Consider the following 19,786-nt stretch of genomic DNA (forward strand, 5'->3'; position numbering starts at 1 on the left):
GTTCGAAAACAGGCTATAAAAAACACAAACGTGAAAAAAAATCACATTATGTCTAAAGGTATAAAAATATTGTGCCAATCTACGTATTGTGATCACGATCATAAATGAACTTAAAATTTCTTTATAAGTTTACGGTAATATAATTTTTCATCGTTTTTGCTCGTAGTGCTTTCGGAAGCATTAAGAAAATTTTTAATGATCCAATAATTACAGCTTGAGGAGTCTTTCAATTGAAGGGCTCCTTTTTTGTATTGTGAGAATTTGTATATTTAAGAAAAACTAAAGGAAAATTAATATACCATGGAAATATCACACTTCTGTATTGTAGAAATAAAAGGAATGGAGTTAGATAAAGACACATCTATTCCGTTTGAAAATTATTTTATTACAAATAAAGTTAAATCTTTACTTGAGCAAACAATTCCTTTTTTTAATCCTAATGAATTTTTAAAAATTTTTGGAGCTGGTGACTTCAATAAAATAGCAGATGGAAACATATTTCTTCTTTTCAGTCTTTTCAAAAATTTTAATCAAAACCAGGCTCAGAATCATGTTTTGGGCATGTTGACTCATTTATGGCGAATAAAAGACAATAGTGTACACAGTGGACAATTTTTTTTCATACCACGTGGCCCCGAAGAAGTAGGTTATTACAGGGGCACAATGCCAATCATCTACAATTCTACTGGAAGTGTAAATAAGACGTATTTCAGTAATGATGATTTTAAAAGTTTGGTTACATATATTAAAGAGCTTCAAAGTAGAACAAGTACTATAAAAGTAGATTATAGCAAAGATATGGAGGGAGGTGAATTAGGTCTATGGCAAAAAGTCATTCATTATGAAGACTTAGGTAGGTTAGAACGAGGAATGTCTTTCATAACAAATGCGAGATCTGAAAGTCTATTACCCTTAAAAATTACTAATTATATTGCATTTTTAGAATGTCTATTTTCAACAAGTACTGACCGTATAAGTCATACTGTATCAGACAGAGTTTCAAAGTTTGTATCTAAATATAATAGTACTGACCAAAACACAAGCTACAGATTAGTAAAAGATTGTTACGATGTTAGATCTAAATACATTCATGGAACCGAGCTTGTAAGAAACAAAACATCAGCAGAACTAAAAATAATCAGTGTTAAACTTGATGAAGTATGTAGACTTGTAATTAATAATATATTAACTAAAAATTTGACAATTTTTAATGATAATAATACAAATCTTGATTTATACTTCTCCTCATTACAAGGCTCTTAATACTTAAAAATCCCCGCTTAATTGGGTGTTTTTTTTTCTTCTCATTTTGTTTAGTTAGTTTTTATACTTACTATATCATCCATCTGCTCCACGGATGCAAATTGCATAGCGGAGTATGTACAAGCGGAGATGATAAGGTAGAGTTTTCGTTTTATCAAGCTATTGTCAAAGAAAAACAACAAAAATTCCCACTTAATTACATTATAATATGATTCTTAACTTATAGATTAAGGATTAACAATTCGTTTAGATTTACCAGTAAACACTATTATTTTGTTATAGGGAATTTTTTCATCTTTCCCCAATAAATAAACTCTAATATCTGAAATTATTTCTCTCATGCCTTTAGAGCCTTCTTGCATTGATAATGTTTTACTTAATTCCAGCGCATGCTTTTTTGGCAACCATAAAAAGATTTCAAAAGTTAATTCATTTATACGCTTAAAGTCATTGGGTTGAGAAATCCAAATTGATAGCAATTCAGCTATTAATTCTGATTTTTTCTTTATTAGTACAGAATTTTTATATCTTTCTAATCTTTTAGCAAAAACAATAGCGATTATAGAAGCAGCTAAAGCGGCTATGATCGTGGAAATTGGTTGTGCAATCTTTGAAAATTCGTCAAAAGTCATAGTTTTTCTTGTAAATCTACTTAAAAAAATTAATTCAAATCCCTTTTATATGCAACAGCTATCTTCACATTATAGTTGTTTACTTTATATCTGGGAACATTGTAGCTTTAACAAATACAGCCCGGTTTTTGTTTCGCAGATGACTGGTTAATCCAAGGGCTTTAATGTATCTTACGAAAGAATAAAGGTGATCCGTTTTGGAGCGATACATTTTATTTACAAAGTCTTGAATTTAAGAATACGCCAGTGTCTTCCAATACTCCCCATAACTTGAAATGCACCTCATGAGCAAATCAATACGGCATCACGATTAACGCAACAGCTCTTTGCAGTTTAGAATGTCGTTCTGATTCTTTTCCATAGCCACATGGAGTCTTACAGGATTAGATTGAGCAAAAGTCCCCATTAGAGTCTGAAAAAGACTAAACCGATGAAGAGTTAGAAGTAAGAAAGAAATTCAATTTTGGGGATATAAAACGAAAAAGCCCCTCAATAGGGGCAATTTGTGACCGCAGAAGGATTCGAACCCTCACTGTCGGAGCCGAAATCTGCTTTATTGAATTTTTAATACGTATTAATCGTGTTTCTTCGGGGTTTTTATTATTCTTTTTTATCTAGATGTTACGGATTGTTACCGATTTTGTTACTCTTTTTATCCTTGATTTTTATCTCTATTTACGGTGTATTACCAATCATTACTTCCTTCGTGATTCCTCATCCTTCAAAATTCATTGTTAATGGCAGTCTATATAAATACCTTACTGGTATTGAACTAATTTTAGCAGGAGACCATTTAGCTTTAATTGTTTTAACTGTTCTCACAGCCTCATTATTGAAGTCCTGATTCTTTCCAGTCGCTTTAACGTCTGAGATACTTCCATCTTTTTCGACTATAAATGTAACTTCAGTTTTCACAGCACCTTCATCACCTTTCATTACAGACTCATCGAAAGCACTAGATACTTTATTTCTAAAAGCATTAACACCTCCTGGAAACTCTGCCGTTTGATCGACATCTGTGTATATATTTGAATCATTGGGAGACACATATCTCTGCTCCCTCGCCTCTTGCTTAATTTCAGAATTTTTCTGTTTATTTAATGCCAATATTAGCTTGTCATATGCCCTTTCACCTAGATACATGCCTTTATTATACTTGATTGTTCTAAATGTACCATCCATATATTGAATTTTAATAGCTGATATCTTTAGGGTTTCAACAACATCAGTAAACCAAACATAATCAAATGACCATGTTGAAACTTCTAAGTTTTCTACTGGTCCAATTCCTTTTAATGTCTTATAGAATCCTACTTTAGTTTTTACTAAGTCTCCAACCGGATTTTCTCCAGCAACAGTAAACCATATGTATTTAATAGTTTTTTTTGATGGATTAATAATTTTAAAAGTAGCACCAGTTGAAGAATATCCAGCAGTTGCATAGTATTCTATTATACCTAGACCATATTTCTTAACATCAATAAATGGCTGAATTGCTTCATGTACTTCATTGTCTATTGAAGTTGCTTCTATGTCAGTATATGGTGGTGGAGATATTGAACTCACCGAACTAGGTTCCGGCACAGATTGAGCAAATAGAATATTTGAAAATATAAGTAGTAATATTTTTTTCACCGTTATTGTTTTTGATATCTTTCTTCAAATGGAGTTTCGAATATAGACATAAAATTATTATTGAAGGTCAGTAAAAGTACTCTTTTATTAATTTTCATACCATTATCCGTATATGACAACTCTATGTAAGGATTTAATTTATTAGTAGCAGGAATTATTTTAAATAATCCGTCGATTACCTTTCCGGATTTCTTATCATGAAACGTAAAAATATCGTTTGCTTTAAAGTCGTAAATTGAATACGCATCAAGGTTAGGTACCCATTGATTACGATCAATACTAAATCTACCCCAATATTTCCACTGGCCCATTAGCTGATTTTTTATAAAATCCACATTGTTTAAACTCTTCTTTTGAGGAATGTCAAAATCATCACTGAAGCTACAGCTTGTTGAGGTAATTCCATAAAATACAAGTACTGAAATTAAAATTATTTTTTTCATGTGATTTAGTTTCTGCAAATGTATAAAATTATAAAAAATCACATTTACGGATAACCGTAGCCTCATTTGGAGTAATTCTAAATTTGAGAAAATAATTATTTTTATTTCATTGCCATATGAATTAATTTAATATATTAGCAATTCGTACATATGTATAAAATCAGCAACGAAACATATTAATATTTAGTATTTTTATTGAAGTTTATTAAATAATAATTATGAAAACACTAAAACTAATTTTTGCAGCGTTATTGGTAGCAGCTACAATGTACTCTTGTTCATCCGATAGGGATAATGAATCATCAAATCAAAATGAGACTCCAAAGGTGAACTTTAAGAAGCTAAAAACTAATAATAACCAAAGAGAAACCAGCAAAGCTGGAGATACAATTAATGTGGCACAACCACAAAGATTTGACCCGGTAACTGGCGAAGAAATTTCGAATGATCAAGAACTCATTCCTCCAGGAGATGTTAAGCCACCTAAAGGAGGTAAATAAGATAAAATACTCGACCCTTTCAGCACTGGGAACATTCTTAGTGCTGTATTCTTCTTTAATTCCTTTTTCGAATACAATAATAGAAGCATTTTATCCAGAGGTTAAAAATATAAGTGTTGAAGCCGCTAGTAACAATTTATCGGCGGTTATTTGGTCTGTGTTTATTTGCCTACAACCAGCTTTTCTCATTTTAGTTCGACATCTGAAGCCTTATGAAATTTCTTACGCATTCCCATTATTTACCTCGTTGTATTCTGCGTCTTTTTATTTTCTACCACTTCTTGGCCATACCCCAAATGAGAATTTTTGGTTTTTCTTTTGGCTAATTATAATCACATTATTTCTTTTAAGCACTATGCAAGCTATTAACGTGGTTTTCAAGATTCAAAAAGTTAAAGAAAAGGCCTATATGAACGCCATGCAAAAAAAATACTCAAACGATATTAAATAAACTGTTATGAGTAGAGATATGCATATTGTAGATGTTATAGAATCTTTGTTAGATAAAAATGAATATTTTTATGAAAAAGGAGATATTACACTTGAAAAATACCATTATAATAGCTTTTATCTGATAGGTGAGCTCGAAAAAATGCTCCGAAATAGAGAAAAAAAGTTTATTCCAGATTTTGAAGTTGATGATTATAGTTTTGCTAAATTCAATTTGAATATATTGTATTTAAAAACAGGAAACAATTAATTTATGGTTTAGTTTGATCAAGAAACTCTTCATTCAATCTTTCTCTTTCAATTTCTTCTGGCTTTATCTTGAGATACTTTACAATATTTTTCAACAGCCCCCTATTAATGATCTGTGAAATTCTAAGATCTTCATTTAATTTTCCAACAGCATCAATTAAAACTTTCTGATCGTCCTCAAGTGACACGATGCGATTTAGAAGTAATTCCATTTGCTTTCCATGAGGAAGGTCCTTAATTGACTCCTTCGAACTTACGATTTCATCTGAATCAATTAGCATGTTTCCATTACCCGATATCAACCACTCATATTTTACTTGTGGATATACAGCAATAATTTCTTTTGCCAAATCTGCACTAAGATTATTTTTTCCGTTTAAGACATTATAAACCCTATCAACCCTTACATGACCAAGTGACTCAGAAAAGGTTTTTGGTTTAGTTTTCAAATATAAAATAAGATCATACAAATAGTGATTGTATTTTCTTGTATCTGATTGTCTCATGTTGTAAATTTTACAATTTATTACTAATTCGCAAAGGTAAAATACAAAACACATTTAAAATTTAGTGTTTTCACGGTATTTATCTCTCTAAAAATAGCCCACATTCTATACACGACAAATAAATAGTGAAATTTTTCTCACTGTATATCAACACATTATAAAAAATATACAACCCTTTACAATTGAATACTTTTTTATATTGTATTTTCTTGTATATTTGTACATATAAATACGAACATAATTACACAAAGATATGAATATTTCAGAACTGATACTGTATAGAATAGAAACCGATAAAGTTTTTCGCAGAGAATTAGCAGTTAAAATCGATTTATCTGAAAGACAAGTTCAAAATCTTGTTGAAAATCACAGACAGGGCAAATCGGTAAGACTTCGAGACTCATTTGCTGTTGACTTCTATAAGTCAAAAGGGTACAACAAGAAACAAATCTTTTCAAACTAAAATTACACAATCATGCAAACATTAACATCAATATCTCAGCTTGAATCAATTGCCTTTCAAAGATTGGCTAATGAGAACTTTATCACAGGTGAAGTTGATTTTAACGCTTCTCTTGGTGCATATACAGGCTATTTACAGATAACATCAACTATATGCATTGATTTTACTGATTCAAGATTTTGCCTAACAGATGAAGGTGATGAAATTTCTAAAATCAGCCCAAATCTTGAAAAAGCGATTGAAAATTACCTTGATGTTAATTATAGGTCTAGCAATAATGATGATGAATATGACTTTGCAGACAATCAACGCAAAATGAACAGAGAAAACCAAATTCAATAACCAAAAAACACAATATGAAAACATTATTAAACATTTTGATCGCCACTACTCTACTAGTTGTCATGTATGATATAGATAGAAATACATGTGAAAACAAATTGAATCTTTCACTTTCAATTTATGCCCTATCAGGTACTTTTTTATTCGGATTCTTTAGGGTGTTTTATGATGAATTTGTTGAATATATAAATAGACCAAAATGAGATTAAAGAACAGATTTAAAAACAGGTTTATCTCTCACCAGAAATACATTGAATGGTTTACAGCGATGAATTTTAGAGCGACAGTGCTTTGTACTATCGCAAAAATAGAAGCAATCAAATTACGAAAATCAGCATGAAAAGTTTAAGCACAAAAATATTAGAGCAAATACCGATTGAACATATATATCGGTTTCTCGAACAAAAAAACGCTTCCAAAAAGCAGAATGGCGGTAGCAAGGTGGGATTATCTACCGCCAGCCGAAAGGCTAAAATCGATGCACTTGAAGCAATGGCAAGACAATTAGCAAAATAAACAAACACACAATATATGACAATAGATACATATTTCACCGAAACTATTAACAAACGAAAAGAGATTGTTAATAAAGCCGATTTGAATACTGCCCCTTTTTGGTTACGACAATTAAAGACGGCAATTACGATACACTCACCTATTGGACTTTCTTTTTTAGATAACAGATTAGGTGATGAATACTGGTTATTAATTTCTAAAAACTAAGCTCATGGAAAACAAAACAATAATGATTACGACTGCTGACATCAGTAAAACAAAAGATTTGATTTTGTCCGTTGATCAACTTAATACAGTAATCGGTAAAACACCAGCGAAAGCAAAAAAAAATAGACCCGCGAAAGGTGGTGGCACATGGACTTATGTTTCAGGTTCTTACATGAAAAAACAGCTTAATATGTTGTTTGGTTGGAATTGGGATTTCGAGATCGTTTCAGAGCAAATTTTAATTGAAGCAGGTGAAGTGATCGTAAAAGGCAAATTAACATGCAGATCAAACGGCAACACTATTGTAAAAATGCAATATGGCAACAAGGACATCATGTTTAAAAAAGGTACAACAGTACCATTATCAATTGGTAATGATATGAAAGCCGCCGCCACTGATGCATTAAAGAAATGTGCTGCTGAACTGGGTATTGCACAAGATGTTTATGCTCCTGCCGACTTTAAAGATGTTGAAGTAGTAAATGAAATTCCTTCTGGTAAATCAAACGCTGATAAAATGGCCTTATGATACGGTACGCAGTTTTTGAGACAGAAGAATTATGGCTGAATTTCAGAGCACCATATTTTACATCTAGTGAATCATCAGCGCTAATGCCAGAGCCCAAAAATAAAGCAGAAATATTATCAGTGGGTGCAAAAACTTACGTTAGAAAATGCGCTGCATCTGTTTTAGCACCGCCACCATTACCGCAATACAATCATGCAATGGAACACGGTAAAACCACCGAACCATTTGCAGTGCTTGAACTAGCAAAGCACTTGGGTAAATCAATTGAAGATGATGATTTTATCTACACTTCAAATAATGGTTTTGTCTTCTTCTATGATGACGAGTACAATTTGGGAGGAACGCCAGATGTAATAATGAAGGCGCTTAAAAAGTCTGCGGAAATAAAATGTCCGAACTCCGATACTCACTTGGAACATTTGACTTTTCTAACCCCAGAAGATGTGAAAATACATCTGCCAAAATATTACGGACAAATGCAGAGTAATATGTATTTAACTAAAACAGATGAATGTATTTTCATGAGTTACGATAATCGTTTTTACAATGATAAACTGCACGAGCATTACATCCACGTTCCAAAAGATGACGAGTACATAGAAAGGCTTTTAATCAAAGCTAAAGCCGGAAAAGACTACAAAGAACTAATACTAAAAACAATAAATGAAAAATGAAAGTCTACGACAAAGAAGATCACCAAAACTTTGCAAGCTGGTATTTAGCCAAGCTACACAAAGTCCTCACGAAGTCAGAAATGAAATCCACACGAAAGAATTTTACTTACGACATGGATTATTACATGGAGCTTCCAAACCCAAGTAAAAACATTAAAGTTTATAAGCCATGAATCTCTACCACAGAATTAAAGAAGTTAGAAATCACATTGATGATCTCCAGCAGATAGCAAACAAACATAAAGCTAACAATAAAATTCACAGTTATAATCGTGTTTGTGATACTATAAAAGAAAATAAGCTAAATCTTAAAGTATTAAATGAAGATCTAGTAAAACACAATAGAATATTATTATACAGAATCCATGCAGAAACACACTAAAAATTATCTACAGTTTTTCAAACCTCACGATGAACAAAATATTCCATGCGAGGTTTGCGCCAACAGGGCTGTAGATATACATCATATAATTCCAAGATCAAAATTTGGTAAGAAAAGAAAGGAGGAACAGGATCATGTTGAAAACTTAATTGCCTTATGTCGTGTTTGTCACGATATGGCACACGATGAGAAATTCAGCAAAGACTATCTATCTAAGATACATTTTAAAAAAATTAAATCTATAAATACACTTTAACAATAAAATTAATATTTAAAATATGGAAACATTAAAAATCGAAATTCCCAAAGGATTCGAAATCGAAAAATTTGACACAACTACAGGTGTGGTTTCATTCAAGGAAAAACCAAAAGACATCAAAGAAAGAATTAAATCATTTTCTGAAGTGCTTAATATACTTGAAATTGATGAGGATGATTTTGACGAGGAAAACGAAGATTTAAGTGCTGATGAAGTTGCTTACAGACAAATTAAATTAATTGTCAAAGCTTTAAATGAGGGATGGATTCCCGATTGGACTAATTCAAAACAATACAAATACTTTCCATGGTTCAATATGGGTTCTTCTTCGGGTTCGGGTTTCTCGTACGGCGGCTACGGTGGCTGGAATGCGCGTTCGGCTGTCGGCTCTCGCCTTTGCTTCAAGTCTCGTGAACTTGCAGAATATGCAGGAAAGCAATTTACCGAAATCTACAAACAATACATGACAATCTAAAATTTCCAAAAATGAATATCACAGAAAAAATTAAAAGCTTTGAAGACGCTTGTCAATTATTAGGTATCGAACCAACGGTACCTGAAGTTTCAATGCTTCCCGAAAACCAGCAAAAAGCGCTTGTATCACATTATAAGTTAGTGATCATTACGGAAGCTATAAATGAAGGTTGGAAACCTAACTGGAACAACTGGGAAGAAAGAAAGTATTACCCATGGTTCAATATGGGTTCTTCTTCGGGTTCGGGTTTCTCGTACTACGACTTCGTTGGCTGGTATACGGCTTCGGCTGTCTGCTCTCGCCTTTGCTTTAAAACTTACGAGTTGGCAAAGTATGTAGGTGAAACGTTCATAGATCTTTATAAAGACTACTTCTTACTAGAATAAATATTAAAGGTTGTGTGATGTTGTAGTTGTAGTTCTTCTTCAGGTTCAGGTTTCTCGTACAACGACTACGATAACTGGAATACGAATTCGAATGTCAGCTCTCGAATTTGCAAAACATTTACATCGCAGACCATACCACTTGGTAAAAAACAACAAAATTTTAAAGGCGTTGGTAATGAAATTGAAGACGACTTTACAAAAAGCAAAGGATATGAAAAGAGCCGGAAGTTTATTTCAGAAAATCACAAGTTTAGAAAACTTAATCCTAGCAGATGGAAAGGCACAAAAAGGAAAGTCTAAACAATATGGGGTTATAGCTCATAATAAGAATAAAGAAAGAAATATTGCAAGCCTTAATGATATTTTAATTAGCAAGACTTATAAAACTTCAAATTATAGTGTGTTTAAAGTATACGAACCTAAAGAAAGAGAAGTTTACAAGCTCCCATATTTCCCGGATAGAATTTGCCATCATGCAATAATGAATATTTTAGAACCAATATTTCTAAATGTTTTCACTGCTGATTCTTACAGTTGTATTAAAGGAAAGGGAATTCATGCTGCTTCATTTAATTTAAGAAAGGCGTTGAAGAATGAAGAAGAAACGACCTTTTGTTTGAAACTTGATATTAAGAAGTTTTATCCAAATGTTGACCATGACATTTTGAAATCACTTTTGAGAAGAAAATTTAAAGATCAAGATTTATTATGGTTGTTGGATGAGATTATTGATAGCTCGCCTGGATTACCAATAGGTAATTATTTAAGTCAATATTTTGCAAATTTCTATCTAACATATTTTGACCACTGGATTAAGGAAAGATTGAAGGCAAAGTATTATTTCAGGTATGCAGATGATATTGTGATCTTGAATAGAGACAAGGAAGTACTTCATCGAATTCTGTACCTAATCAAAAGCTACTTTGAAATTAACTTAAAACTTCAAGTGAAAGAGAATTGGCAAGTATTTCCAGTTAAAGTTAGAGGAATTGATTTTGTTGGATATAAACATTTTCATTCACATACTTTGCTTCGAAAATCAATAAAAAAACGATTTGCAAGAATGCTCAAGACGAATCCTAAAAGTGAATCAATAGCATCATATAAGGGGTGGACAAAGCATTGCAATTCTAAAAACTTACTTAAAAAACTAATACCTCATGAAACACTTTAAAGATTTAAATATCAAAACGATTTTAACATCATTTATTGGAGAAAAAGTTAGAATAAATAAAATATTAAACACTGAAATTATAGTTCACGATTATAAAATTAAAGAATCAGAAAAGAAACCAGGAACAAAGTATCTGACATTGCAGATAAGTCGAAAAGGAGAAAAGGAAGTGATATTCACGGGATCAAAAATATTAATGAACATGATTGAGCAGGTATCAAAAGAAAACTTTCCATTCACTACGACTATTATTCAAGAAGATCAAATGTTTCAATTCACATAAAACTAAATGAAAAATGAAAAAATTCAAAAAGAGAATAAACATAGAAAATGCTACCTCATTCAAATTGGATTATTACGAAGGTGGAACTGAATTGAAGAGCAAAGAATTTAATACTTACAAATCAATGGAACAATTCCATAATAGGCAAACTGATTTCATGTATTTAGATTTTAACAGGCACGCTTTAGTAGATGGAATTTGGTACAGATTTATAAAGCTTCGTTCTCCATTTGTTTTTCAAGAAGAATTGGATTTCATTAATAAAACATTTCATGAAAATAATGAATCTGTAAATCTTCAAAAATACAAACTTGAAGAATGTTAACATCATAATGAGATGGCATTTATATATAAGGGAATTGAATATTATATTGGGTCTTATGCTTCAAAGTTCACTATTTCTATTCCTATGATAAAAAATTACTTTAAAGAAGTAGAAGCAAAAAAAAGCGATTATGCACACAATATAGCACAAACAATTATAGAAGATGAATTATCAAGAATTTCTAAAGAAAAAAACAAAAGTCCATACACATAAAGGCTTTTCACCATTTGAGATGAATTCAAACCTATTTCCTTTTCAGCAATTTATTGTTGAAAGAAATATTGCAAAAGCAAAGCATGGAGTATTCGCAGATTGTGGATTAGGTAAAACCATAATGGAACTTGAAACAGCTACACAAACCGTGAGAAAAACTAATAAAAAAGCTTTAATCCTAGCTCCATTAGTTGTAGTTGCTCAAACGAAAAGAGAAGCTGAAAAGTTCGGATTTGATTTAGATAAAGTTGTTATAACAAATTTTGAAAATCTGCATAATATTGATCCAAGAGAATTTTCTTCTTTGATTGTAGACGAAAGCTCGATTATGAAAAATTTTGAAGGAAAAGTAAAAAAACAAATATTCGATTACTTCAAAGATTCTGATTTTAAGTTTGCTTTTACGGCAACTCCATCACCTAATGATCCTATGGAGTTAGGTAATCATTCTGAATTCTTGAACTATCAATCAAGATTAGAAATGTTGGCAACTTATTTCATAAATGATCAGGACCATACAAGCAAATGGAGATTGAAAGGTCACGCAATCGATAAGTTTTATCAATCAATTTCTTCATGGGCGTTAATGCTTACAAAACCTCAGGATATTGGATTTGAAATGGCAGGTTATGACCTGTCTGAAATTAATTACACAGAACACAAAATAGAAACTGAAAAATTAAATAACGGTTTACTTTTCAATGATCTGGCAGTATCTGCAACTGATTTTAATAGTGAATTAAGAAGAACTAAAAAACAAAGAATTGAACAAGCTGCAGAATTAGCACAAATAAAAACAAATCATATTGTTTGGGTAAAGCATAATGAAGAAAGCGCAGAAGTTACTAAAATGATTGATGGTGCAATTGAAGTTTCTGGATCTGATAATCCGGAAGCAAAAGCAGAAAAGCTTTTAGCATTTTCAAATAATGAATTTAGAGTTTTAGTGACTAAATCTAAAATAGCTCAGTATGGTTTAAATTTTCAAAATTGTGCAAGTCAAATATTCATGAGTCTAGATTTCTCATTTGAAAGTTTGTACCAATCTATAAGACGTAGTCACCGTTTCGGACAAAAAAATCAAGTTAACATTAACATCATTACAACTGATACAATGCAAAACGTTGTTGCCACAATAAAAAATAAGGAAGAACAATTTAAAGCAATGCAACAAATAATGATCAAAAATCAAAACATATGGAATACAAAGCAATTTATGGAGACTGCGTAGAAGAAGTTTCCAAGTTAGAAGATAATAGTATTGATTTTTCAATATTTAGCCCTCCTTTCGCTGAGTTATTTGTTTACTCTGATGACATTAGAGATATGGGAAATTCAAAGAATTATAAAGAATTCTTTACTCATTTCAAGTTTCTAATTGAGCAGCTAAAAAGAGTAGTAAAATCAGGAAGGCTGGTAGCAATACATTGTATGGACTTGCCAATTATGAAAGGTAAAGAGGGATTCGTAGGCCTTAGGGACTTTTCTGGAATGTTAATTCAGGCTTTCCAGGATTATGGATTTATTTATCATGATAGGATTACAATTTGGAAGGATCCAGTGGTAGAAATGACAAGAACTAAGTCAGTCGGATTACTTCATAAAACGATAAAGAAAGATGCAGTTATGAGCCGAACTGGAATCCCTGATTATATTCTAGTTTTTAGAAATTCAGGAGAAAATGAAGTCCCAATTATACATCAGGATAAAGATCATACTAAAGAAAATTATTTGCCTGTAAATCTATGGCAAAAATATGCTTCGCCTGTTTGGAATGACATCAATTATTCTGACACTCTTCAATATCGAAGTGCTAGAGATAATAAAGATGAAAAACATATTTGTCCCCTACAATTAGAAACAATCAGACGTTGTTTGCATTTATGGAGTAACGAGGGTGAAACGGTTTTAAGCCCATTCGGAGGAATAGGCAGTGAGGGCGTAGAGTCAATAGATTTAAATAGACGACCTATCCTAATTGAATTAAAAAAATCCTATTTCAATCAATTAGAAAAGAATTTAAAAATCGCATGGGATAAGAAAAATCAATTGCAATTATTCTAAGATTTTAATAAAAGAAGATTACTGACTCCGCAAAAATTGAAGAGTGTGTAAAAAGCCGGATGATCAGAAAAAATTGAAAGAAAAGAAGTGATGAATCTTTTCTATACCGTAAAAGTTTTGAAAATATATATTAAGAAGATATGGAAAGAGACGGATTTGTTTTTTACCGAAGCTTCTACGAAGGAATTAAAGATCTGCCGAGAGATATTCAGGGAGACGTACTTACAGCCATAATGGAGTATGGCTTAAATGGAGTAACAACTGATAATCTAAAGCCTGTAGCCAGAGCTATATTTACTTTAATCAAACCACAGATAGATGCTAATAATCAGAAATTTATGAATGGTAAAAGCGGGGGAAGACCTCCAAAAGAAAAACCTAACCATAACCAAGAAGAAACCAAACAAAAACCAAACCGAAACCAAACAGAAACCAAACCAGAACCTAAAGAGAATGTAAAAGAAAAAGAGAAAGTAAAAGAAGAAAGTAAAAGTAATACCCCTTTTATTCCCCAAGGGGAAAAGCAAGAAAATTTATTTCAAGAAGAGCATTTAAATTTTTCAATTCCAGTAAACTCTGAATCTGAAGAAAAAGAAAAAAGTTCCGCAAAAAAAGAAAAGGAAAATCCACCCGATCTTAACACTTTTATGCAATGGGCTAAAGAAATCTATCAGAATGAATTAAAAATTGATTTTACGCCTTTTTCCTTTGCTGTGGAATCAAAATATAATACCTGGAAGGACTCTGGATGGAAAGATGGGTACGGCAAGCCAATTAAAGGCTATAAAAACAAGTTGCGTAATGCAATTCCACATTTAAAAGCAATTAATAATTTCAACAATAATGGAAGTTCACAAGCAAGAAGAAGGTAAATTCATTCCTCCACGTAAAAGTGCTGCGATTGATGCCATTTTAAAAATTTACCCTGATCATCCTTTGGCTAAAAAGTACTTGGAAGATTTTAAAGAATACGGTGAAAGATTTACTGAATTTGTAAATAGCCGGAAGCCAGAGCAAGAAATAGTAAAACCCGAATTAAAGCCAATAGATCCCGAACACCTGTATGAAGTCTTTGTAGACAATTACAAGTTTGTGAATATTAGGGAATTTGATGAGTCTCATAATGATTTCGAAAGCAGAAAACTAGCAAGAACATTAGCGCTCTACTTTATTGGCAATAGAAATTTTTATAAATCTCCATTATTGTGTAAAAATCCAGATGGAACTTTCAAAAGCATGCCTGACTTAAATAAAGGTATTATGATTATTGGATCTTATGGTATTGGGAAGACATCAATTATCAAAACTTTTCATGAGGTTTTTAAATATGCTAGAAATAATGAATTGCATGTTAAAAATAAGCTTGGAGAATTTGAATTACTAATGTGGTATGAAATATACTTCGGTTTTTCCACTACCAATGATGTAGTAAGTGAATTTGAAGGTATCAAAAGAAACGAGCATTCTGATGAAGACTATATATGGGATCAGTTCTGGAAAAAGCATTCCAAAGGTTTTCGATATTATGATGATGTAATGACCGAGAAAGTTGCGAGTAATTTTGGAAAGGTAGAATTATTCAAATTAATATTTGAAAAAAGATACTCCAACAAGGCAAAAACAATTATCAGTCTGAATTACGAAGGTGAAACTGTTGATTCAACTCTGGAAGCATTTGCAAATAGATATGGCGAGAGGAACTACGATAGGTTATTCGAAATGTATAATATTATCGAATTAAAGGGTGAAAGTTTAAGAAAATGAGCCCAGAGTTAGAAAGCTTAATACAAGTGTTTAAATCAAACAGAGAGAACATGAAACTATCTTATAATTCAACACTGACATTTAAAGAGCAAGGCTATGAGTTTTCAATGAAAATTCCTGGTAAGAGATACAGAGGTCAAGTAGCGCTAGAAGTTCAAAAATTTTGTTTTGACAGATGGAAAGAAGGTCATACATTGGCAGAAATTGGAGACATGCTTGGATTAAAAAGTCACGCTTCTGTAAAGAATCATCTTAAGAATTTTACAGGAATTGGAAAATCTAAAGTTTCTTAATTTCATCGGCAAGTTTATTTAGAACGCGTTTAGCATCCTCGAGATCTTTATCTGTGATTCTTTGCGTTCCACTACCTGAGATTTTTTCATTGAGTTTATTATATAGCTTAATACGAGCATTTTTATTATCAGGCCACATTTCATTAGAAAGTTGCGACATGTTAATAATTGGATTGTTATCTAAAAAATCTTTCAAACTCATAAAGCAAAAGTAATAAAAAAAAATATATTACAATTGATATATATTTTATTTGGTCAATATATTACATTTGTTATATATTTGAAAAATCAAATCAAGCAAAATGAAAACAATTACAATAAAACTAAGCAGTGGACTTGAAGTCACTTTAACAGAAGAGGACAAGAAGTTAATAGATGAGAAGTTTGCGAATCTTGATGAAAACCTTTATTCGATATTAAAAGTTTCCTCACCTGATCAAATAAAAGCAGTTTTAGAAAAAATGACAAACGAAGAGCTTTTACAATTCGCAAAGTTGAATGACCAAGAGATTGAAGAAACTTATTATCCTGATCCATTTTCTCAAAAGATTTACAGTGAGATTTTCAAGAGAAACAATTTAGGATTTAAGCAATTAAGAAAGTTAAGCTCTATTCAAAGAGATTTTTTAAAGAGTCTAGGCTTAAAAGTAAAATAGATTTTATGTTAAAGCCAACCTAAGCATGTTGTAAAAAGGCTTTTTTAATAACTCTAAAAAATCAAAATATTATGGAAAACAACAATAAAAAAAGATCTGGCGCTGCAAATGCTTTTGATAGAAGATACTTAGAAGCCAATCTAGTCGGTGAAATGCATCGAGGATCTAAAGTAACCGCTGTTACAAGTAAATATATATATACAGAAACAGATCGATACGAGAAAAAAGGTTACCGAATTTCTTTCGAAGAAAAAGAGGGTACAGATAAATTTATTACACCTGATACTTCTGGCGACACTGAAGGTGACAGACTTTAACTACTTAACGAACTAAATAAACAATCATGAGAGAAATAAAATTTAGAGGACAAAAAATCAATTCAAATGAATTTGTAATAGGTGGATATTTCGGATGCTCAGAAGAGGATGGATATGTTCATTACATTTTCACTCAACCAAATGGTGCAGAAGCCGTAAAGAGTGAAACAGTAGGCCAATACACAGGCTTAAAAGACAAAAACGGAGTAGAGATATATGAGGGAGACATTCTAACAAGAACTAATGGAGAAGTCCGAATTGGAAATGATTGGCACCCCAATGTGGAGAAATCATATGTAGTTTGGGAAGATGCTGCGTTTGCTTTAAAATCACCTGGTTCCGAAGCTGTAGACTGGGCTCATTCAAGCTATTACCAAGAAACTGAGGTCATCGGCAACATCCACTCTAACCCCGAACTACTAAATAACAAAAATTAAATACAATGGCAATACTAGAAAATTTAAAAGGAGTAAAAAAATCCAGAACTGAGTTTGAATATATAAATGACTCTTCTGAAATACAAAACATACTAAGCGAAGGCAAGGCGTGTTCTGCAGCTGGTGATAATGGCGCAATTAATATTTACAAAGATGATAAAGGTGTATTCAGGTGTGAAGCAATGCGATTCCGTGTAACAATTGAAGAAAAACGCCTTAATATTATTACCGATGTCATAGAATGGGCTGACACATGGCTAGATAATATTAAATAATATACCAAATATAAATACATTATGGAGAATACATTAGAACAAAACGAAAATTATGGAAAAGCCACAATCGGATTTGGTACATCAGAGCAAAAAGAATTAAATATTGTTGATTTCCTTAAAGCGGAATATAAAGATAATAGACTAATGTCTGTGGTAATGTTGGAAGATGAAACATTTATTTTTTCCGTTGAAAATCCGGTTTCATCTGGCAGAGCACCACATCAAGCAATGCGACTTGGTAAGGAGTCAGCTATCGGAATGCTTTCAACTATTTTATTATACTTCAATACTAAATTAGGAGAAAACGGCATACAGGAAGCTATAAAAGATGCTTCTGTTAGAAATGAAATAAATTATTCCACCTCTCATAATTTCAAACTAAAGACTGAATAAATTATGGAAAAGCTAATATCAATGACTGATTTCGTCCTACAATTTGAAAAGCCCGTTGGTTATTTTGAAGATCAAAGTGATTTTCTTCATTGTCAAGTTGAATACATGCAGAATGTAATGAACTATGCTAAGTTTCTCAAACAGCCTTTAACCCTTGGAATGTTTGTTCCTTGTGACGAAGAGTGCAACGTTTTAAGTGAGCCGATTTTGGGACGCGAACCATTTAGTAATAATGAGGAAGATTTTTCAAATTGGGAGCGTCACCGAAAAAAATACATTGAAGCAAAAGAAAAGGTTCTGTTTGATGGATTTGAAATAGGATCATTAAACACAGTTTTTAATGTAGAATTAGGGTTAACCATCTATTTAGACAATTGTCAATTTTCGATTGAAGATAGTTTAGGAATAGGCGGTGGTGATTTAATGGGAAAAACAATTGAGGCTTTAGCTTACGCACCTTTGGAAATTAAGTTAACCCCTTCCACCTTAAAACAAATAGGACTTTAACCATATACCCGACATCGGCAAAATGGTAATTAACCAATAAAAACAAAACAATGACTAAAGAAGATATTTACACCACTGAGTTTGATTTTATAAATGATTTTAAATTTTTTCAAAAAGTCCAGTTAAAGCAAGTAGTTTATCGCGATGACAGAATGTATCAAAGCATCATTTTAGAGTGGAAACATTATGCTTATGGAGATGTAAGAGAAATGATTAGTGCTATTAAGTTGGATAAAGGACTTATGGATATGCTTTCTACAGCTCAGCCTTTTGCATCATACGGTTTTACCAGCAATAAACTAGCAATAACTTTCAAAAAGGATTTAAAACTTTCCAAAGATAGGGCTGAAGCGCTGATAAGATATATAATCAAAATAATTAAAAAATAGCCATGAAAACTAAAGAAGAACAACTAAAAATATACTCAGCATATCTGCCGTATGGACTGAATTTTCAAATAACAATAGGATGGGATAATTCTGTTATAAAATTGGATTCAATTAATTGTTACCCTTCAGAAAGGCTAATATTAAATAATAATCCATATTACGAGGCAAAAAAGGTTAAACCTATCCTTTATCCCTTAGACATGTTAACCCAGGAGATAGAGCATGAGGGGGAAAAGTTTATTCCACTTCGTAAAGTTTTGGAAGAATATCACTTTGATCTAACTAAAATGGATGAAAAGTATATATTAAGCTTTAAAGAAGCTTTATTTGAAGTCGACATGAGTTATAAAACAGCTCAAATGTTATTATCGTGGCACTTCAATATTTTCCAATTGCCGGAAGATCTGTATATCAACAAAGCAACTTTAAATCAGAAATCATGTTAACAGGAAAAGCTAAAGAAGATTTTGAAAAATGGTACATACCATTAATTAGAAAGAGAGAAGATATACAAGATAGATACTGGGATGAAAATTTATTGAGCATGATCTACCGATCTGGAGATATAGTTTTAAATGCTTTTTTCCTTGAATGGTTTGACTCTGTCGGTATTTATATTCAAAATTGGTGTTCCAGCGCAGGAATAGATAGGCCAGAATTTGACTCTGAGGTATTCTATAAAAAGAAACAACATACTTACAATGATTTTTTCAAGACCAGGCAAGAATCATTAAAATGGGCTATCGAAAAAGCCAATGAAATATACAATCAGCAACTTTAAAAAC

34 protein-coding genes are annotated in these 19,786 nt (G+C 31.8%); 28 read left to right on the forward strand and 6 right to left on the reverse strand.

All coding sequences use genetic code 11. The annotated features are described in order from the left end of the window. The first annotated feature begins 300 nt into the window (after positions 1 to 300). Positions 301 to 1,263 (forward strand): HEPN domain-containing protein, encoded by a 963-nt coding sequence (locus CEY12_RS05955; protein WP_089026817.1) that lies wholly within the window; start codon positions 301 to 303, stop codon positions 1,261 to 1,263. A 227-nt stretch (positions 1,264 to 1,490) separates the two neighbouring features. On the opposite strand, the gene CEY12_RS05960 is transcribed toward CEY12_RS05955, so the two are convergent. The 4 genes from CEY12_RS05960 to CEY12_RS05970 form a co-directional block, all read right to left on the reverse strand. After that, positions 1,491 to 1,895, reverse strand: coding sequence for a hypothetical protein (locus CEY12_RS05960; RefSeq protein ID WP_089026818.1), 405 nt, complete (start codon positions 1,893 to 1,895; stop codon positions 1,491 to 1,493). A gap of 79 nt (positions 1,896 to 1,974) precedes the next feature. Further along, positions 1,975 to 2,127, reverse strand: a complete 153-nt coding sequence (locus tag CEY12_RS22835) for an N-acetylmuramidase domain-containing protein (RefSeq protein WP_410493967.1) — start codon at positions 2,125 to 2,127, stop codon at positions 1,975 to 1,977. Between the two features lie 482 nt (positions 2,128 to 2,609). Then, positions 2,610 to 3,530, reverse strand: a complete 921-nt coding sequence (locus CEY12_RS22500) for an energy transducer TonB (RefSeq protein ID WP_185117049.1) — start codon at positions 3,528 to 3,530, stop codon at positions 2,610 to 2,612. Between the two features lie 2 nt (positions 3,531 to 3,532). Then, complete coding sequence (locus tag CEY12_RS05970; RefSeq protein WP_089026819.1) at positions 3,533 to 3,973, reverse strand: hypothetical protein; 441 nt, start codon at positions 3,971 to 3,973, stop codon at positions 3,533 to 3,535. A gap of 218 nt (positions 3,974 to 4,191) precedes the next feature. On the opposite strand from CEY12_RS05970, the gene CEY12_RS05975 reads away from it, so the two are divergent. Together CEY12_RS05975 and CEY12_RS05985 are read left to right on the forward strand one after the other, a co-directional pair. Then, entirely contained in the window at positions 4,192 to 4,473 is a 282-nt protein-coding gene (locus tag CEY12_RS05975; RefSeq protein WP_089026820.1) for a hypothetical protein, read from the forward strand. Positions 4,474 to 4,930: 457 nt separating this feature from the next. After that, the gene (locus CEY12_RS05985) at positions 4,931 to 5,173 is read left to right on the forward strand and encodes a hypothetical protein (RefSeq protein ID WP_157676767.1); all 243 of its coding nucleotides are present in this window, start codon (positions 4,931 to 4,933) and stop codon (positions 5,171 to 5,173) included. A 1-nt stretch (position 5,174) separates the two neighbouring features. Here the strand turns inward: CEY12_RS05985 and CEY12_RS05990 are convergent, their stop codons facing one another. Further along, positions 5,175 to 5,678 carry a hypothetical protein gene (locus CEY12_RS05990; protein ID WP_089026823.1) on the reverse strand — a complete coding sequence of 168 codons (504 nt, stop codon included), beginning with the start codon at positions 5,676 to 5,678 and terminating at the stop codon, positions 5,175 to 5,177. A 475-nt stretch (positions 5,679 to 6,153) separates the two neighbouring features. Between CEY12_RS05990 and CEY12_RS06000 the strand changes: the two genes are divergently transcribed. The 16 genes from CEY12_RS06000 to CEY12_RS06080 all read left to right on the forward strand — a co-directional run bounded on the left by CEY12_RS06000 (position 6,154) and on the right by CEY12_RS06080 (position 16,027). Continuing rightward, positions 6,154 to 6,483: a hypothetical protein gene (locus CEY12_RS06000; RefSeq protein ID WP_089026825.1), complete on the forward strand. Its 330-nt coding sequence runs from the start codon at positions 6,154 to 6,156 to the stop codon at positions 6,481 to 6,483. Between the two features lie 336 nt (positions 6,484 to 6,819). Then, the gene (locus tag CEY12_RS06005) at positions 6,820 to 6,999 is read left to right on the forward strand and encodes a hypothetical protein (RefSeq protein ID WP_089026826.1); all 180 of its coding nucleotides are present in this window, start codon (positions 6,820 to 6,822) and stop codon (positions 6,997 to 6,999) included. A gap of 211 nt (positions 7,000 to 7,210) precedes the next feature. Next, positions 7,211 to 7,735 carry a Rad52/Rad22 family DNA repair protein gene (locus tag CEY12_RS06015; RefSeq protein WP_089026828.1) on the forward strand — a complete coding sequence of 175 codons (525 nt, stop codon included), beginning with the start codon at positions 7,211 to 7,213 and terminating at the stop codon, positions 7,733 to 7,735. Further along, on the forward strand, positions 7,732 to 8,409 hold the full coding sequence (locus CEY12_RS06020) for a YqaJ viral recombinase family protein (protein WP_089026829.1): 678 nt from the start codon (positions 7,732 to 7,734) through the stop codon (positions 8,407 to 8,409). Before CEY12_RS06015 ends, CEY12_RS06020 begins: the two co-directional genes overlap by 4 nt. Continuing rightward, positions 8,406 to 8,582, forward strand: coding sequence for a hypothetical protein (locus CEY12_RS22220; RefSeq protein WP_157676768.1), 177 nt, complete (start codon positions 8,406 to 8,408; stop codon positions 8,580 to 8,582). The genes CEY12_RS06020 and CEY12_RS22220 overlap by 4 nt, the downstream gene beginning before the upstream one ends. A gap of 192 nt (positions 8,583 to 8,774) precedes the next feature. Then, a complete protein-coding gene (locus CEY12_RS06030) occupies positions 8,775 to 9,047 on the forward strand; it encodes an HNH endonuclease (protein WP_089026831.1) in 273 nt (90 codons plus the stop codon). 22 nt (positions 9,048 to 9,069) lie between these two features. Continuing rightward, positions 9,070 to 9,525: a hypothetical protein gene (locus CEY12_RS06035; protein WP_089026832.1), complete on the forward strand. Its 456-nt coding sequence runs from the start codon at positions 9,070 to 9,072 to the stop codon at positions 9,523 to 9,525. An 11-nt stretch (positions 9,526 to 9,536) separates the two neighbouring features. Then, a complete protein-coding gene (locus CEY12_RS06040; protein WP_089026833.1) occupies positions 9,537 to 9,911 on the forward strand; it encodes a hypothetical protein in 375 nt (124 codons plus the stop codon). A gap of 211 nt (positions 9,912 to 10,122) precedes the next feature. Beyond that, positions 10,123 to 11,085 carry an RNA-directed DNA polymerase gene (locus CEY12_RS06045; RefSeq protein WP_089029803.1) on the forward strand — a complete coding sequence of 321 codons (963 nt, stop codon included), beginning with the start codon at positions 10,123 to 10,125 and terminating at the stop codon, positions 11,083 to 11,085. Beyond that, positions 11,072 to 11,368 carry a hypothetical protein gene (locus CEY12_RS06050; protein WP_089026834.1) on the forward strand — a complete coding sequence of 99 codons (297 nt, stop codon included), beginning with the start codon at positions 11,072 to 11,074 and terminating at the stop codon, positions 11,366 to 11,368. The genes CEY12_RS06045 and CEY12_RS06050 overlap by 14 nt, the downstream gene beginning before the upstream one ends. Positions 11,369 to 11,381: 13 nt before the next feature. Beyond that, the gene (locus CEY12_RS06055) at positions 11,382 to 11,693 is read left to right on the forward strand and encodes a hypothetical protein (RefSeq protein WP_089026835.1); all 312 of its coding nucleotides are present in this window, start codon (positions 11,382 to 11,384) and stop codon (positions 11,691 to 11,693) included. 163 nt (positions 11,694 to 11,856) lie between these two features. Beyond that, positions 11,857 to 13,137: a DEAD/DEAH box helicase gene (locus CEY12_RS22445; RefSeq protein ID WP_172821015.1), complete on the forward strand. Its 1,281-nt coding sequence runs from the start codon at positions 11,857 to 11,859 to the stop codon at positions 13,135 to 13,137. Next, the gene (locus CEY12_RS22450; protein WP_172821016.1) at positions 13,104 to 13,970 is read left to right on the forward strand and encodes a DNA-methyltransferase; all 867 of its coding nucleotides are present in this window, start codon (positions 13,104 to 13,106) and stop codon (positions 13,968 to 13,970) included. Before CEY12_RS22445 ends, CEY12_RS22450 begins: the two co-directional genes overlap by 34 nt. Positions 13,971 to 14,110: 140 nt before the next feature. Then, positions 14,111 to 14,842, forward strand: coding sequence for a DUF6291 domain-containing protein (locus CEY12_RS22505; RefSeq protein WP_185117050.1), 732 nt, complete (start codon positions 14,111 to 14,113; stop codon positions 14,840 to 14,842). Continuing rightward, on the forward strand, positions 14,814 to 15,734 hold the full coding sequence (locus CEY12_RS06075) for a hypothetical protein (protein ID WP_089026837.1): 921 nt from the start codon (positions 14,814 to 14,816) through the stop codon (positions 15,732 to 15,734). The genes CEY12_RS22505 and CEY12_RS06075 overlap by 29 nt, the downstream gene beginning before the upstream one ends. Before the next feature lie 50 nt (positions 15,735 to 15,784). After that, a complete protein-coding gene (locus CEY12_RS06080) occupies positions 15,785 to 16,027 on the forward strand; it encodes a hypothetical protein (protein ID WP_157676769.1) in 243 nt (80 codons plus the stop codon). Here the strand turns inward: CEY12_RS06080 and CEY12_RS06085 are convergent. After that, on the reverse strand, positions 16,014 to 16,229 hold the full coding sequence (locus CEY12_RS06085) for a hypothetical protein (RefSeq protein ID WP_089026839.1): 216 nt from the start codon (positions 16,227 to 16,229) through the stop codon (positions 16,014 to 16,016). The two genes, CEY12_RS06080 and CEY12_RS06085, sit on opposite strands and share 14 nt — an antisense overlap. A gap of 100 nt (positions 16,230 to 16,329) precedes the next feature. Between CEY12_RS06085 and CEY12_RS06090 the strand changes: the two genes are divergently transcribed. The 9 genes from CEY12_RS06090 (at position 16,330) to CEY12_RS06130 (ending at position 19,782) form a co-directional block, all read left to right on the forward strand. After that, positions 16,330 to 16,683 carry a hypothetical protein gene (locus CEY12_RS06090; RefSeq protein ID WP_089026840.1) on the forward strand — a complete coding sequence of 118 codons (354 nt, stop codon included), beginning with the start codon at positions 16,330 to 16,332 and terminating at the stop codon, positions 16,681 to 16,683. A gap of 71 nt (positions 16,684 to 16,754) precedes the next feature. Beyond that, positions 16,755 to 17,000 (forward strand): hypothetical protein, encoded by a 246-nt coding sequence (locus CEY12_RS06095; RefSeq protein ID WP_089026841.1) that lies wholly within the window; start codon positions 16,755 to 16,757, stop codon positions 16,998 to 17,000. 26 nt (positions 17,001 to 17,026) lie between these two features. Next, entirely contained in the window at positions 17,027 to 17,437 is a 411-nt protein-coding gene (locus CEY12_RS06100) for a YopX family protein (RefSeq protein ID WP_089026842.1), read from the forward strand. Between the two features lie 5 nt (positions 17,438 to 17,442). Continuing rightward, the gene (locus CEY12_RS06105) at positions 17,443 to 17,712 is read left to right on the forward strand and encodes a hypothetical protein (protein ID WP_089026843.1); all 270 of its coding nucleotides are present in this window, start codon (positions 17,443 to 17,445) and stop codon (positions 17,710 to 17,712) included. A 21-nt stretch (positions 17,713 to 17,733) separates the two neighbouring features. Beyond that, positions 17,734 to 18,105, forward strand: coding sequence for a hypothetical protein (locus tag CEY12_RS06110; RefSeq protein ID WP_089026844.1), 372 nt, complete (start codon positions 17,734 to 17,736; stop codon positions 18,103 to 18,105). 3 nt (positions 18,106 to 18,108) lie between these two features. Further along, positions 18,109 to 18,612 (forward strand): hypothetical protein, encoded by a 504-nt coding sequence (locus tag CEY12_RS06115; RefSeq protein ID WP_089026845.1) that lies wholly within the window; start codon positions 18,109 to 18,111, stop codon positions 18,610 to 18,612. Between the two features lie 50 nt (positions 18,613 to 18,662). After that, on the forward strand, positions 18,663 to 19,001 hold the full coding sequence (locus tag CEY12_RS06120) for a hypothetical protein (RefSeq protein WP_089026846.1): 339 nt from the start codon (positions 18,663 to 18,665) through the stop codon (positions 18,999 to 19,001). A 2-nt stretch (positions 19,002 to 19,003) separates the two neighbouring features. Beyond that, positions 19,004 to 19,447, forward strand: a complete 444-nt coding sequence (locus CEY12_RS06125; RefSeq protein WP_089026847.1) for a hypothetical protein — start codon at positions 19,004 to 19,006, stop codon at positions 19,445 to 19,447. Then, positions 19,441 to 19,782 (forward strand): hypothetical protein, encoded by a 342-nt coding sequence (locus tag CEY12_RS06130; protein WP_089026848.1) that lies wholly within the window; start codon positions 19,441 to 19,443, stop codon positions 19,780 to 19,782. The genes CEY12_RS06125 and CEY12_RS06130 overlap by 7 nt, the downstream gene beginning before the upstream one ends. Positions 19,783 to 19,786 lie beyond the last annotated feature (4 nt).

It is taken from the genome of Chryseobacterium sp. T16E-39 (genome assembly GCF_002216065.1).
GTDB lineage: Bacteria > Bacteroidota > Bacteroidia > Flavobacteriales > Weeksellaceae > Chryseobacterium.